8 protein-coding genes and 1 pseudogene are annotated in these 14,591 nt (G+C 62.1%); 5 read left to right on the top strand and 4 right to left on the bottom strand.

Annotation, left to right across the window (positions count from 1 at the left end; genetic code table 11):
- Nucleotides 1-209: 209 nt before the first annotated feature.
- Entirely contained in the window at nt 210-3,746 is a 3,537-nt protein-coding gene (gene dnaE, locus BJI47_RS21410; protein WP_088945883.1) for a DNA polymerase III subunit alpha, read from the top strand.
- Here the strand turns inward: dnaE and BJI47_RS24825 are convergent.
- Complete coding sequence (locus tag BJI47_RS24825; protein ID WP_254900731.1) at nt 3,679-3,963, bottom strand: hypothetical protein; 285 nt, start codon at nt 3,961-3,963, stop codon at nt 3,679-3,681. The genes dnaE and BJI47_RS24825 overlap by 68 nt on opposite strands.
- A gap of 162 nt (nt 3,964-4,125) precedes the next feature.
- On the opposite strand from BJI47_RS24825, the pseudogene BJI47_RS21400 reads away from it, so the two are divergent.
- From BJI47_RS21400 to ilvA, 3 genes and pseudogenes are all read left to right on the top strand, one after another.
- Nucleotides 4,126-4,559: pseudogene (locus BJI47_RS21400) on the top strand (nitroreductase family deazaflavin-dependent oxidoreductase).
- Nucleotides 4,560-4,757: 198 nt separating this feature from the next.
- A complete protein-coding gene (locus BJI47_RS21395; protein WP_088945882.1) occupies nt 4,758-6,818 on the top strand; it encodes an FAD-dependent oxidoreductase in 2,061 nt (686 codons plus the stop codon).
- A 112-nt stretch (nt 6,819-6,930) separates the two neighbouring features.
- Complete coding sequence (gene ilvA / locus BJI47_RS21390; protein WP_088945605.1) at nt 6,931-8,292, top strand: threonine ammonia-lyase IlvA; 1,362 nt, start codon at nt 6,931-6,933, stop codon at nt 8,290-8,292.
- Here ilvA and BJI47_RS21385 read toward each other — a convergent pair.
- Nucleotides 8,280-8,816: a TetR/AcrR family transcriptional regulator gene (locus tag BJI47_RS21385; RefSeq protein WP_088945604.1), complete on the bottom strand. Its 537-nt coding sequence runs from the start codon at nt 8,814-8,816 to the stop codon at nt 8,280-8,282. The two genes, ilvA and BJI47_RS21385, sit on opposite strands and share 13 nt — an antisense overlap.
- 111 nt (nt 8,817-8,927) lie before the next feature.
- Here BJI47_RS21385 and BJI47_RS21380 point away from each other — a divergent pair, with 111 nt between their 5' ends.
- Complete coding sequence (locus tag BJI47_RS21380) at nt 8,928-10,448, top strand: MFS transporter (RefSeq protein ID WP_088945881.1); 1,521 nt, start codon at nt 8,928-8,930, stop codon at nt 10,446-10,448.
- A 23-nt stretch (nt 10,449-10,471) separates the two neighbouring features.
- On the opposite strand, the gene treZ is transcribed toward BJI47_RS21380, so the two are convergent.
- Both treZ and treY read right to left on the bottom strand, forming a co-directional pair.
- Nucleotides 10,472-12,220, bottom strand: a complete 1,749-nt coding sequence (treZ, locus tag BJI47_RS21375; protein ID WP_176225030.1) for a malto-oligosyltrehalose trehalohydrolase — start codon at nt 12,218-12,220, stop codon at nt 10,472-10,474.
- Between the two features lie 15 nt (nt 12,221-12,235).
- On the bottom strand, nt 12,236-14,590 hold the full coding sequence (gene treY / locus BJI47_RS21370; protein ID WP_088945602.1) for a malto-oligosyltrehalose synthase: 2,355 nt from the start codon (nt 14,588-14,590) through the stop codon (nt 12,236-12,238).
- Nucleotide 14,591 lies beyond the last annotated feature (1 nt).

The following is a 14,591-nucleotide window of genomic DNA, read 5'->3' as shown; positions in this document are numbered from 1 at the left end:
GATTCCCGTCGCTTTCGTCACACCTGTCTCGAGAGCGGCAGGACACGGTCATCGTTCCTCAGGACACACCGACAGCGTAGAAAATCTTCTTGGTTCGAACGCTTAGAGTGGGTGTGCTTCGGTATAGATCCTTCCCGCTGACGCGATTGGCACTGCCCGAGACTTTCCACCGAGATTCACACTCAGTTCGACCTTCAGGAGACATGTTCGTGGCTGACTCGTTCGTTCATCTGCATAACCACACCGAGTACTCGATGCTCGACGGGGCCGCGAAGATCGCGCCGATGTTCGCCGAGGCCGGACGCTTGGGGATGACCGCGGTTGGGATGACCGACCACGGCAATATGTACGGCGCGAGCGAGTTCTACAACGAGGCCAAGAAGGCGGGCATCAAGCCGATCATCGGCATCGAGGCGTATGTTGCGCCCGAGTCGAGATTCAACAAGAAGCGTGTGCTCTGGGGCGACCGGAGTCAGAAGTCCGACGACGTGTCCGGCAGCGGTGCGTACACCCACATGACGATGGTCGCCGAGAATGCCACCGGTCTGCGCAACCTGTTCAAGTTGTCCTCGCTGGCATCCATCGAGGGCCAATTGGGCAAGTGGGCACGGATGGACGAAGAGCTCATCGCCACCCATGCGGAAGGCATCATCGCCACCACCGGGTGTCCGTCGGGTGAGGTGCAGACGCGACTTCGGCTCGGTCAGGATCGCGAGGCGATGGAGGCTGCCGCCAAGTGGCAGGAAATCTGGGGCCCGGAGAACTTCTTCGTCGAGTTGATGGACCACGGGTTGTCGATCGAGCGCCGAGTCCGCGAAGGCCTGCTCGAGATCAGCAAGAAGCTCTCGATCCCGCCCCTCGCCACGAACGACTGCCATTACGTCACCAAAGACGCAGCGGTCAATCACGAGGCGCTGCTGTGCATTCAGACGGGCAAGACTCTCAGCGATCCCACCCGCTTCAAGTTCGACGGCGACGGCTACTACCTCAAGTCGGCAGCAGAAATGCGCGAACTATGGGACGACCAGGTCCCTGGGGCCTGCGACAGCACGCTTGCCATCGCCGAGCGCGTCCAGCCTTACGACGACGTGTGGGCGCACCGTGACCGGATGCCGATCTTCCCTGTCCCCGAAGGACACACCCAGGGAACCTGGCTTCGGCACGAGGTCATGACCGGGCTGGACCGCCGTTTCCCTGACGGCCCGACCGAGGAATACCTCGCCCGGGCCGAATACGAGATCGGCGTCATCCTCGAAATGGGGTTCCCGGCGTACTTCCTCGTCGTCGGAGACCTCATCAATCACGCAAAGGCCGTCGGCATCCGAGTAGGGCCCGGCCGTGGCTCGGCTGCAGGCTCCCTCGTGGCGTACTCGATGGGGATCACCAACATCGATCCGCTTCCGCACGGACTGTTGTTCGAGCGGTTCCTGAACCCCGAGCGCGTGTCGATGCCCGATATCGATATCGACTTCGATGATCGCCGACGCGGTGAGATGGTGCGTTATGCGACCGAAAAGTGGGGCAGCGACCGCGTCGCTCAGGTCATCACCTTCGGAACCATCAAGACGAAGGCCGCTATCAAGGATGCCGCACGTGTTCAGTTCGGGCAGCCAGGGTTCGGTATCGCCGATCAGATCACCAAGGCGCTTCCACCTCCCATCATGGCCAAGGACATCTCGGTTGCCGGGATCACCGATCCGGCGCACGAGCGGTACAAGGAAGCTACCGAAGTTCGTGCGCTCATCGATTCCAATCCCGACGTCGCGACGATCTACAAAACGGCCAAGGGTCTCGAAGGGCTGATCCGCAACGCGGGCGTGCACGCCTGCGCGGTGATCATGTCCTCCGAGCCGCTCACCGACGCGATCCCGGTCTGGAAGCGTGCGCAGGACGGCGCGATCATCACCGGCTGGGACTACCCGTCGTGTGAGGCGATCGGCCTACTCAAGATGGACTTCCTCGGTCTGCGAAACCTGACTGTCATCGGTGATGCAATCGAGAACATCAAGGCCAACCGAGGTATCGACATCGATCTCGATGCGTTGCCGCTCGATGATCCGGCGACGTTCGAATTGCTCTCGCGCGGTGACACTCTCGGCGTGTTTCAGCTCGACGGCAGTGCAATGCGAGACCTGCTCCGACGCATGCAGCCCACCGGATTCGAGGACATCGTCGCAGTTCTCGCGTTGTACCGCCCGGGCCCGATGGGGATGAACTCGCACAACGATTACGCAGATCGTAAGAATGCTCGACAAGAGGTCAAGCCCATCCACGCCGAACTCGAAGAACCACTCAAGGTGATTCTCGGCGAAACCTACGGCCTGGTCGTGTACCAGGAGCAGATCATGCAGTTGGCGCAGAAGGTGGCCGGGTACTCGCTCGGCCAGGCCGACCTGCTGCGTCGGGCGATGGGTAAGAAAAAGCTTTCGGAGCTGGAGAAGGCATATGCCGGTTTCCGACAGGGCATGCTGGACAACAGTTTTTCCGAGGCAGCTATCAAGGCGCTGTGGGATACGGTCCTGCCGTTCGCCGGTTACGCGTTCAACAAGTCGCACTCCGCCGGTTACGGTCTGGTGTCCTACTGGACGGCGTATCTGAAGGCGAACTACCCCGCCGAATACATGGCAGGGCTTCTTACCAGCGTCGGCGACGACAAGGACAAGGCAGCGCTGTATCTGGCCGACTGCCGCAAGCTCGGTATCACCGTGTTGCCGCCGGACGTCAACGAATCCGAACTCAACTTCGCCTCCGTCGGCACGGACATTCGTTTCGGTCTCGGCGCAGTGCGTAACGTCGGCACCAATGTGGTGGCTTCCATTCTTCGTGCGAGGTCGGAGAAGTCGAAGTACACCGATTTCTCCGACTATCTCCAGAAGATCGATGCGGTTGCATGCAGCAAGAAGGTCACCGAGTCGCTCATCAAGGCGGGCGCCTTCGATTCACTGGACCACCCTCGAAAAGGGTTGATGCTCATTCACGCCGACGCTATCGATGCGGTGATGGGCACCAAGAAGGCCGAGGCTATCGGGCAGTTCGATCTCTTCGGCGGCGAGGACGCCGACGAGTCGATCTCGGCGGTGTTCAACGTGCGTGTTCCGGACGAGGAGTGGGATTCGAAGCATCGTCTGGCACTCGAACGAGAAATGCTCGGTCTCTATGTGTCCGGTCACCCGCTGTTGGGTGTCGAGCACATGTTGAATGCGCAGTCGGACACCAACATTCCGGCGATTCTCGAAGGCGATGTCAAGGACGGCACCCAGGTCACCATCGGCGGAATTCTCGCCTCGGTCAACCGGCGCGTCAACAAGAACGGCCTTACCTGGGCATCGGCGCAACTGGAAGACCTTGTCGGCGGCATCGAGGTGCTGTTCTTCCCGCAGGCGTATTCGGTCTTCGGCGCAGATGTGACCGAAGACTCCGTGGTACTGGTCAAGGGGCGAGTATCGGTGCGTGACGATCGGATTTCACTGATCGCCAACGATCTCGCGGTACCGGATCTCTCGGCTGTCGGAGTTGCGAAGCCATTGGCCGTCAGCCTTCCGACCCGTCAGTGCACGGCGGACAAAGTCGGTGCACTGAAGAAGATATTGATGTCTCACCCGGGTACTTCGGATGTGCATCTGCGTCTGGTGAGCGGAGACAAGGTGACCGCAATGAAGCTCGACGACAGTCTGCGGGTTACCCCGACGTCGGCGTTGATGGGTGATTTGAAGGCGCTGTTCGGTCCTGGCTGCTTGACAGGCTGACCGCTTCCGCAAGTCTTAAGGACCACCACGCGAGGACCGTCGCGCCTGCGCTACCGAGCACGGCTACCTGCAGGGGAGCAGTCAGTGCCAGTGCGCCGAGGAACACCAGAACGCCTACGGCTAGAGCTTCGAGCTTGTACACCGGCCACGGTGTGCCGGCGATATCCACAGTGCGCAAGCGCGTACGCGTACCGGCTGTCGTCTCGGCGTGGGTCATCTCGTTGCTCCAATCGGAGGAAATCCTATTCTCGTTCAGGTTATACGTACCCAAGGTTTCGGACTACCGAACTTCGGTGTCGGGTATTCCCTGTCATCGTGCAACCGGGAAGTAAGTCGGCACGGGTGGCATGGCGGCCCGAGTAGGTGTTGACTTGACGCCATGCCGTTGACAGGGGAATACGAACCGAGCACCTCCGACTGGGCCCGTAAGCAGGCCGAACTCATCGAGGCGTCGGGGGCACTCGAGGGGCATCCATGAACGGGATGCCGGTGGTTCTGCTGACCACCAAGGGGAACAAGACGGGCAAGCTCCGTAAGACACCTTTGATGAGGGTCGAGCACGACGGTGAGTATGCCGTCGTCGCGTCATTGGGTGGAGCCCCGAAGCACCCGGTCTGGTACTACAACGTGGTGGCCGATCCTGATGTCGAATTGCAGGACGGTACGGACAAGGCCGACTACGTAGCGCGGGAGGTCATCGGCGAGGACAAAGCGGTGTGGTGGGAGCGCGCCGTTGCGGCGTACCCCGACTACGCGGATTACCAGAAGAAGACAGATCGAGAGATACCGGTCTTCGTTTTGAGTAAGGCCTGAAAGCTGTCTGAGTAAGGCCTGAGAGGCGTCTGGGGTGAACTCGCTCTGAACGCGACAGCCGGTGTCTCGAGGGTCACACCCTAGCAGGTCCCGGTCATCGAGAACGCGTCGTTCTCACGGTGCGAGACGACGTATCGTCTATTTGTGAACCGCAACCAAACCTTCCCGCACCTTCTCGCCTCCGGGACCATCGGTCCTATGACCGTTCCGAACCGCGTCGTTCTGCCTGCAATGGACATGAACCTCTGCGAAGACGGTGAAATCGAAAAGGGCGACATCGACCACTTCGTCGCTCGCTCGGCCGGTGGCACAGGGCTGATCATCACCGGGTGCTGCGCTGTCGCCTACCCGGTGGGATGCGCCAGCACCAAGGAACCGGGTCTATCCGAAGATCGGTTCATTCCAGGCCTCAAAGCCCTCGCTGACGCCGTGCACGACACCGGTAGCAAGCTCTGTGTCCAGATGACACACCACGGCCGGATCGCTCGGATCGACACCATCATGGACCGCCCGATGTTGGTCCCGTCGACGCCTGAGGCGCCGCGCGACATGTCCGCTCTGGCAGACAACACCCCCGCAGAGCTGCAGAGGATGGCGGCGGTCTCCGGTGGCAAGGCGCCCACTTATCACGAGGCCACCCAGGACGACATCGACTGGCTGGTGCGCTGCTTCGCAGAGGCCGCGGGTCGTGTGAAGGCGGCGGGCGGCGACGCCGTCGAGATTCACTGCGCGCACGGCTATGTCCTCGGTGGATTCCTGAGCCGGGCAGACAACAAGCGCACCGATGGATACGGCGGTTCGCTCGAGAATCGGGCACGGTTGGCGGTCGAGGTCATCCGCGCGGTGAGGGCGGAGGTCGGCGATTCGTTGGCGATCCTGATTCGCGTCGCAGGACGGGAGTTCGGTGAAGACGACGGTTTGACCACCGAGGAAGCTGTAGCTGCGTCGAAGCTGTTCGAGGCGGCCGGCGCCGACGCCATACATGTCACCGGTTGGGGCCGCAACGCCTTCTCGAACTTCACTGACGGCCCGCTGCCCGACAAGGTCGGTGCCTATGTCGAACTGGCAGGCGAGGTCAAGAACGCTGTATCCATCCCGGTGATCACGGTCGGCCGGGTGCTGCCCGAGGTGGGGGAGAAGGCAATCGCCGAAGGTAAGGCCGATTTCGCGGCGATGGGTCGCCAGTTGCTCGCTGATCCGGATTTGGTGAACAAACTCGCTGCCGGAACGCCCGAGCAGATTCGCCCGTGCATCAATTGCTATGTGTGCGTTCAGGAAAACTTCTGGGATGACACGCCGCTGTGTGCGGTCAACCCGGCTCTCGGTGACGAAACACTGCTTCCGTTGGTGCGTACCGCCACCCCGAAGCATGTGGTCGTGGTCGGGGCAGGCCCCGGTGGGCTCGAGGTTGCCCGTGTCGCCACCGAGCGTGGACATCGAGTTACGGTCGTGGACAAGGCCGATCGGCTCGGCGGCACGCTGTGGTTCTCCAGCCTCACGACCCCGGACAACGGGCGCCTGTTGAAGTGGCTCGAATTGGAGACCTCGCGGCTGGGCGTCGATATCCGGTTGAACACCGAGGCGACGGTCTCTTCCATCAAGGCGCTCGACGCCGACGTGGTCGTCGTTGCCACCGGTGCTGTGCGTGAGCGGCCCTCCGTTCCCGGTGGCGATCTCCCACACGTGCATACCGGTGATACGTTGCGTGCCTTGATGACCGGTGCCGGTGACACTTCCCAGGTGCCGCCGTTCCTGCGGACGATGGCCAAGCTGGGTAAGTTGTCCGGCATCACCAAGCGACCTGCTCTCATCCGCGCCGTGACACGCAAGTTCCTGCCGATGGGCAAGAACGTCGTAGTGGTCGGTGGCTCGCTCGTGGGGCTCGAGCTCGCGGAGTTCTTGGCCGAGCGTGGACGGAATGTGACTTTGCTCGAAGAAGGCCAGCAGCTCGGTGTGCCGATGGCGATGCCGCGTCGCTGGACTGCAGTTCGCCATGCCAAGGAGCACGGTGTGGTGATCCACCGCAACGCGACGGTTCAGCGAATCACCAAGGAGCACGTCGAGTTCCGAGTCGGCGACGAGACGTTGACCGCGCCGGCCGCCATGGTCGTCGTCGCTTCGGGCGTCTCGGCGCAGGCACCGCTCGCCGAAGCACTGGCGGGTGTGGTTGCCGATGTGCAGGTTGTGGGTGACGCTGTCTCGGTCGATTACATCGAGGGTGCGATCCATACGGCCTGGAAGGTCGCCACGGCTCTGTAAGCCACAGGCTGCGGCCTACCCCGAGGCGATCGGGGTCGGCCGCAGCAGGTCGTCTGTAGCGCAATGTATGCCCGGTTCGAATCGGGAACCGTGCTGGTGGCAGCATGGACGAGTGTCCAACTCGCCTGATGTAGTCGTATCCAACAGCCACACGTTCGCAGTCACTGCGGACGATATCGACACGGCTGCGCGACGAATTTCGGACGTGGTGTCCGCGACGCCGTTGCAATACTGTGAACGACTCTCTGCTGTTACCGGTGCGCAGGTCTATCTCAAGCGCGAGGACCTGCAGATCGTTCGCTCGTACAAGATTCGTGGTGCCTACAATCTGATGGCGCAGCTGAGCCCTGAGGAGTTGGCGGTCGGGGTAGTGACTGCCAGCGCCGGGAACCACGCGCAGGGTGTGGCATTCGCTTGCCGTTCGATGCAGGTGCACGGCCGGATCTATGTTCCTGCCAACACTCCCAAACAGAAGCGTGACCGCATCCGCGTCCATGGTGGTGAGTTCGTCGAACTGATCGTCACGGGGGATACGTTCGATGCCGCCAGTGCCTCTGCTTCGGCCGATGTCGCGCGAACAGGCGCGACGATGGTTCCACCGTTCAACGACGCGCGGACGGTAGCAGGGCAGGGAACGATCGCAGCCGAAATCATCGAGCAGCTCGGTGCTGCTCCGGACACCGTGGTCATGCCCGTGGGCGGTGGTGGCTGTATCGCAGGCATCTCGACGTACCTGCGCGAGCGCTCCCCGGCGTCCGCATTGGTCGGGGTGGAGCCCTCCGGAGCCGCATCGATGACGGCTGCACTCGTCGCAGGTGGGCCGGTGACGCTGGCGGAAATCGATCCCTTCGTCGACGGTGCCGCAGTCCGTCGGATCGGTGACGTGCCCTACGCGGCTCTGCGGAACCTGGGAGCCGAGGTTGTCTCACATGCGTCGTTGCCGCTCATGGCTGTGCCTGCTTTTCGGCCGGGAACCCTCGAAGCCGGCCCGTTTCTCGTAACGCAGATCGATGAGGGGGCCATCTGCACGGCCATGCTCGATCTCTACCAGAACGAGGGTGTGATTGCCGAGCCTGCCGGCGCATTGAGTGTCGCTGCGCTGCATCAGATTTCGGTTGCGCCCGGCAGTACCGTGGTGTGCTTGATCTCGGGTGGCAACAATGATGTGTCGCGATACGGCGAAATACTCGAACGTTCCCTCGTGCACCTCGGACTCAAGCACTACTTCCTCGTCGATTTTCCGCAGGAGCCAGGCGCACTTCGTCGTTTTCTCGACGACGTTCTCGGCCCGGACGACGACATCACCCTGTTCGAGTACGTGAAGCGAAACAATCGTGAGACCGGCGCGGCGTTGGTCGGTATTCAACTCGGGGTCGCATCCGGACTCAGTTCGCTTCTCGAACGTATGCGTTCGTCTCATCTGCAGGTCGAGCAGTTGGAGCCCGGAACACCCGCATATCGCTATTTGACGTGATCGGATTCGAGTAGCCGTTCTACGACCTGTTGGTGCAGTGTCGGATCCACCGGCGGCAGATTCAACAGCGCGCCCAGGTAGATGCCGTCGCCGACGAGTCTCACGATCTCGGCGTGCACCGGGTCGTCGATCTCGGCCTGCAGGCTCTCGTCCCAGAGTCGCATCATGTCGATGACGGCTTGTTGTATCTCTCCAGGCTTACCGTCGACGCTGCGCAGTACGGCGAGTGTCGAACGGTAGAGAGCCGTCTCTTTGTCGGAAATCGTTCCCGGTGGTTGCAGATACCAGTGGGCGACGGTGGATCCTCCGCGTTCGGCTTCGGCCCTTTGTGTGTCCGAACGCTCGCCGAGTCTGCGGACCATGGCGGCGATCATCGCGTCTTTGGTATTGAAGTGATAGAGCAATCCGCCCTTCGAGACCCCGGCCGATGCGGCGACACTCTCGAGTGTCACTTTCGTGGACCCTTCGTCGAGTAGCAGCATCTCGAGGGCGTCGAGTATTCGATCACGTGTGTCAGACGACATATCCAGCACTGTACCGACTGGACGGTGAACTGCTAACCTGGGCGCTATACCGTCTGGACGGTCTAGTCGAATAAATGCCGAACCGAGGAGAATCTCGTGAACGAGTCGAGCATGCTCAGCATGCAGTCCGCCGCCGGCCGGCGGGCGACCACCAAGGATTGGCTGGGGCTGGTGGTGCTCGCATTCGCGGTGCTTCTGATATCGGTCGACGGCACAGTGCTCGACCTTGCGCTGCCGTTCATCAGCTCCGACCTCGCGCCGACCAGCAATCAATTGCTCTGGATCATCGACGTCTACTCGTTCGTGTTGGCCGGACTGCTCATTACGATGGGCACCCTCGGTGACCGGATCGGACGTCGTCGGCTGTTGCTCATCGGCGCTGCCGGATTCGGCATCGCATCGATCATCGCTGCCTTTTCCGTCAGTCCCGAGATGCTCATCGCCGCCCGAGTTCTTCAAGGCGTATCCGGTGCGACATTGATGCCCGCGACTCTCGGCCTCATCCGGACGATCTTCACCGATTCGCGTCAACGGATCATGGCGATCGCGGTGTGGGGCGCAATGGCGGGCGGTGGTGCTGCCGCTGGTCCGCTCGTAGGTGGGTGGCTTCTGGAGCACTTCTGGTGGGGATCGGTGTTCCTCGTCAACATTCCGGTCATGCTGTTGCTGATTGCGCTGGGCCCGCTGGTGATCCCGGAGTCGAAGGATCCGAACCCGGGCAAATTCGACCTCGTGAGCTCGGCGTTGTCCTTGGCTGCTCTCGTTCCCCTGGTTTTCGCAATCAAGGAGACCGCGACCCATGGTTTCGGTACGGTCAATGCCGCTGCTGCAGCCATCGGTATCGCTGCAGGTGTCGCGTTCGTGAGGCGTCAACGTACCCTGGAATCTCCGATGATCGACCTTCGTCTCTTCGCGAAGCCGGCCTTCTCGACAGCGGTGTTCACCAACTTCCTGTCGGTGTTCGCACTTGCCGGAGTTCTCTTCTTCGGTGCTCAATATCTACAGCTCGTCTTGGGCAACAGCCCGCTCGAGGCCGGTCTGCTGTTACTCCCGGGTACCGTCTCGAGCATCGTGGCCTCATTGGCAGCGGCCTACCTGGTTCGGATCTGGTCACCGGGGACTGTGCTCGGAACCGGATTGGCCGTCGCTGCACTAGGCGCAGTTCTGCTGGTAGGACTTCGTGCCGATGGTGGCCCTGCATTGTTCATCGCCGGATTCCTACTGGTCGGTGCCGGCGCAGGTACAGCACTGACGCTGACCTCGGACCTGGTCGTGAGCGCGGTCGAACCCGAGCGTGCAGGTGCCGCGTCCGCAGTATCGGAAACAGCGTACGAACTCGGAATCGCACTCGGCGTCGCGATTCTCGGCACGGTCGTCATGTCGTACTTCCGTGGAGGCCTCGACGTGTCCGGGCTCGATCCGGTTCAGGCGTTATCCGCCCAGGAAACGCTCGGCGGATCGGTCGCCGTCGCCCGCACGCTTCCTGCCCGAGCCGCTGAACTTCTGTCCGAATCCGCTGACGCAGCATTCATCAGCGGCATGCACGCTGCGTCGGTGGCTACCGCTGTTGTGATGGCTGCGACTTCGATTGCGGTATTCGTGCGGCTGCGAGGCGCCACAACGCATGCGTGACGGGTCGGCTCAGCTGTAGCTCACTACATCGTCGCTGCATGCACGTTGGTGGCGAGGATAGTGAACGAATGACCGGGAATGGTTGTGGCCGAACCTGTTTCGTCCGAGGTCGGCGGACTCCAGGACAGGAGAGGGCTGCCGCCGACCGGGACCGTCACCTCGTGCGGTGCGAGGTTGCAGGCCAGCCGAAGCGATCCGCGGTGCAGTACGATCCAGCGCTCGTCCTCGTCGTAGTCGACGGAAACGTTCTCGAGCCAGGGATCGGTCAGCTCTGGGTGTTCACGCCGCAACGACAGCAGATCGCGGTAGATCTGGAGTAGCTGCGCGTGTTCGCCGGTGCCGAGTTCGGACCAATCCAATATCGATCGCCGGAACGTCTCCGGGTCCTGAGGGTCGGGAATGTCCGCGCTGTCCCAACCGTGCTCGGCGAACTCCGCTTTGCGGCCCTCGACAGTCGCCTTACCCAACTCGGGTTCGGGGTGTGAAGTGAAAAATTGAAACGGTGTCGACGCGCCCCACTCTTCACCCATGAACAGCATCGGCGTGTAGGGGGAGGCCAACACCAAAGCGGCCTTGACTGCCAACTGACCGGGCTCGAGATAGAAGCCCGGTCGATCACCGGTCGCACGGTTGCCGATCTGATCGTGGGTCGTGGTGTAGGTCACGAACGAACTCGCCGGAATACGGCGGGTGTCGATGGGACTGCCATGCGTCCGTCCTCGGAAGGTCGAGTACGTACCCGCATGAAAGAACCCGTGACGCAGGGTATTCGCCAAAGCCTGCAGTGAGCCGAAATCTCCGTAGTAACCCTGTCTTTCACCGGAGACCGCTGCATGGATCGCATGGTGAACGTCGTCGTCCCACTGCGCATCCAGCCCGCAACCGCCACCGGACCGCGCAGTGATGAGGCTGGGGTCGTTGAGGTCGCTCTCGGCGATCAGAGTCAGCGGGCGTCCGAGATGTGCAGACAGTCGACGCGTGTCCACTGCCAGTTCTTCGAGCAGGTGGACGGCAGTGTGGTCGACGATGGCATGGACTGCATCGAGGCGGAGCCCGTCGATGTGGAATTCGGAGAACCATCGAAGTGCGTTCTCGATTGCGTAGCGCCGCACCGGCCCCGAATCGGCCTCGGCGTAGTTGATCGCCTGGCCCCAGGAATTGGAACCCTGAGCGAGATACGGTCCGAATCGGTCGAGGTAGTTGCCGGATGGGCCGAAATGGTTGTAGACCACGTCGAGGACGACTCCGAGTCCCCGTCGGTGGCAGGCATCGACGAAGCGCTGCAATCCTTCCGGCCCACCGTACGGCTCGTGAACGGTGTACCAGAGCACACCGTCGTAACCCCAGTTGTGGGTGCCGTTGAATCCGTTGACAGGCATCACCTCGACGAACGTGACACCGAGGTCGACGAGGTGGTCGAGTTTGGCGATGGCCGCATCGAATGTGCCTTCGGGAGTGAAGGTTCCGATGTGCAACTCGTAGAGTGCGCTACCGGGCAGTTGACGGCCGGTCCATGTCGAATCGGTCCACTTCGACTCGTCCACTTTGTGCAGCTGCGAAGGAGCGTGCACCCCGTCCGGTTGACGCGGCGAACGGGGATCGGGAATCACGGTGTCGTCTTCGTCGAGAAGGAACCCGTATCGGCTGTCCGGCTGAGCTTCCTTCTCGGTGAACCACCAACCGTCGGACCGGCGCTCCATGTCGTGGACGTCGCCGTCCAGATGCAGTCGAACCTTCTCAGGGGTCGGTGCCCACACTTGGAAACGGTGGATCATGGGTGCAGCTCCTCAGTTCTCGCGTACCAGCAATGCCACGGGCAGCGAAGCGAAGAGCACCTCCGCTGAAATCTCGCCCGTGAACACGGAATCGGTCAGTCGATCGCGCCACTGTCCGTCGGGGAGTACCACCGCTGTCGATCCCCAACCCTGTGATGCGAGTGTCAGCGAATGGCGGGTGGCAAGCGCGATCACATCGGGTTCGGCGAGTACCGATCCTCGGGCGAATCCGAGAACGTGCGCTGCAGCAGATCCGACGGCGTAGACAGGCGCGTAAGTGCCACCGACGAAACTGTCGGGCCGCTCACGCCGGAGCCGGAGGGCGGTGCGGACGACATGGAATTTCGCTCTACCGCTGCCGTCGACGACGGGTGTGCCGGTGTCCGCGAGATGCTCACGTCGCACCGAGTAGTCGACGGGGCGCCTGTTGTCCGGGTCGACGAGCGAATCGTCCCACAGTTCGGTGCCTTGGTAGACGTCGGGCACACCGGGCCCGACCAGGTGCAGAAGCTTCTGTCCGAGTGCGTCGTTGCGGCCGTGGGGATCGAGCCGCGAGACCAACATACTGACCGATTCAGCGATCGACCCCGCAGTGATGGAGTCGAGCCAATCGTGGACCGAGGATTCGAACGACGTCTCGACGTCGTTCCATCCGGTGCGGAGACCGGCTTCCCGGACTGCTTTTTCGGCATAGGCGTGAAGCCTCGCTCGAAATTCTTCGGTGATCGTACCGTCAGCAGGCCACACGCCGAATACGTTCTGCCACATGAACAATCCGGTTGCCCCGTCCGGGCTCGGCGCAAGCAGTTCCCAGTCGGTCAGGCATCGCGCCCAGAGTTCGGGCGTCTGCGAAAGCACGCCGATGCGGGCGCGAACATCTTCTCCACGCTTGGTGTCGTGGGTGGACAGTGTCGTCATCGCTGCGGGCCACCGTACTGCTCGATCCGCGGATGCGAGATGAAACTGCGCTGGGCTGATGCCGAATTCGGCGGGATCACCGCCGACCTCCTGCAGCGAGATGAGGCGGGTCGCGCGATAGAACAGGCAATCCTCGACACCCTTGGCCGTCACTGCACCGCATACCTGCTCGAACCGCGCTGCTGACTCGGTGCCACGAATCAGCGCGGTTGTCACCGCATCGAGGCCGGCTTCGAGAGCCGGGTTGTCAGTACGGACCTCGCCGACGACTCGTGCGACGGTGCCGGCGAGAGGAGCGTAATCGGATCTGTAGTAGGGCATCCGAGCCACCAGCGCGACCACCGCGGCGCTGATGTCTTCATGAGAGATGGCAGCTGAAGACTCTCGCGCGATCGCACGGCTCAGGCGAGAAACCTCGGGTGCGAGATCGCCTTGTGCGACAGCGACTTTCAAGGCCCGTTCGGTCTCGTGCAGCCATCTCGCATCATTGACTGCACCCGTGAAGACCCGCGACAGCTCGCCGAGGGCCTCCGCGCCGTCCGGGTCGATGAACACCCCGCCGAGATCGGCCAGAGCGTCGTATCCGGTGGTGCCGTCGACCGGCAGAGATTCGTCCAGGGGTTCACCGCGCGCGAGGATCTTTTCCACTACCAGCCAACGGTCCGGCCCGATCACCTCGCGGAGTTCGGTAAGGTAACCGGCTGGATCGGCGAGGCCATCCGGGTGATCTACTCGCAGGCCGTCGACGATCCCGTCCGACATCCAGCTGCTCACCTGCTGGTGAGAGGCGGTGAAGACGTCGTAGTCCTCCTGGCGAAGTCCGGCAAGGCCATTGACCGAGAAGAATCGTCGGTAGCCGACCAGACCCGCCTTCCAGCTGACCAAACGGTAGGCCTGACGGGCGTGTACTTCCTCCGCGTCACCGTTCTCGGTTCCCTCGGCGATGGGAAACCTGTGGTCGTAGTACGCGAGCAGAGGCTTCTCACCGGAGAGGTCGATCGCCAGTTCTTTCGTGTCCGATTCGGACCCGAGGACCGGGAGGGCGATTTTCCCATCGGTGCCGTTGTCGGTTCGCCAGTCGATGTCGAACCAGTCGGCGTGATCGGAATTTCTGCCGCGAGCGAGAACATCCCACCACCAGGCGTTCTGTTGTGGGTCCTCGACGCCGACGTGGTTGGGCACGATGTCGACGATCACGCCCATTCCCCGTGAGTGAAGCTCGGCCACGAGGGCCTCGAATGCTGCCCGACCACCGAGGGCGGACGAGATTGTCTGCGGATCCACGACGTCGTATCCGTGCGTCGAGCCTTCGGTAGCTGTGAGGATCGGAGACAGGTACGCGTGGGTGACGCCGAGATCGTCGAGGTAGTCGACGAGATCTCGGGCGTCGTCGAGAGTGAATCCATCCCCGCGCAGTTGAAGTCGATACGTGCTGGACGGGATCGGCATA

The sequence above is a fragment of the Rhodococcus sp. 1168 genome (assembly GCF_002091955.1).
Taxonomy (GTDB): domain Bacteria; phylum Actinomycetota; class Actinomycetes; order Mycobacteriales; family Mycobacteriaceae; genus Rhodococcoides.
This window is presented reverse-complemented; position numbering and strand designations above follow the sequence as displayed.

Excerpts from the sequence above, each read along its gene's own strand:
- treY (WP_088945602.1), bottom strand. The coding sequence starts at position 14,590 with ATGCCGATCCCGTCCAGCACGTATCGACTTCAACTGCGCGGGGATGGA.
- BJI47_RS21385 (WP_088945604.1), bottom strand. The coding sequence starts at position 8,816 with ATGTCGTCTGACACACGTGATCGAATACTCGACGCCCTCGAGATGCTG.
- BJI47_RS21380 (WP_088945881.1), top strand. The coding sequence starts at position 8,928 with ATGCTCAGCATGCAGTCCGCCGCCGGCCGGCGGGCGACCACCAAGGAT.
- BJI47_RS21395 (WP_088945882.1), top strand. The coding sequence starts at position 4,758 with ATGACCGTTCCGAACCGCGTCGTTCTGCCTGCAATGGACATGAACCTC.
- BJI47_RS24825 (WP_254900731.1), bottom strand. The coding sequence starts at position 3,963 with ATGACCCACGCCGAGACGACAGCCGGTACGCGTACGCGCTTGCGCACT.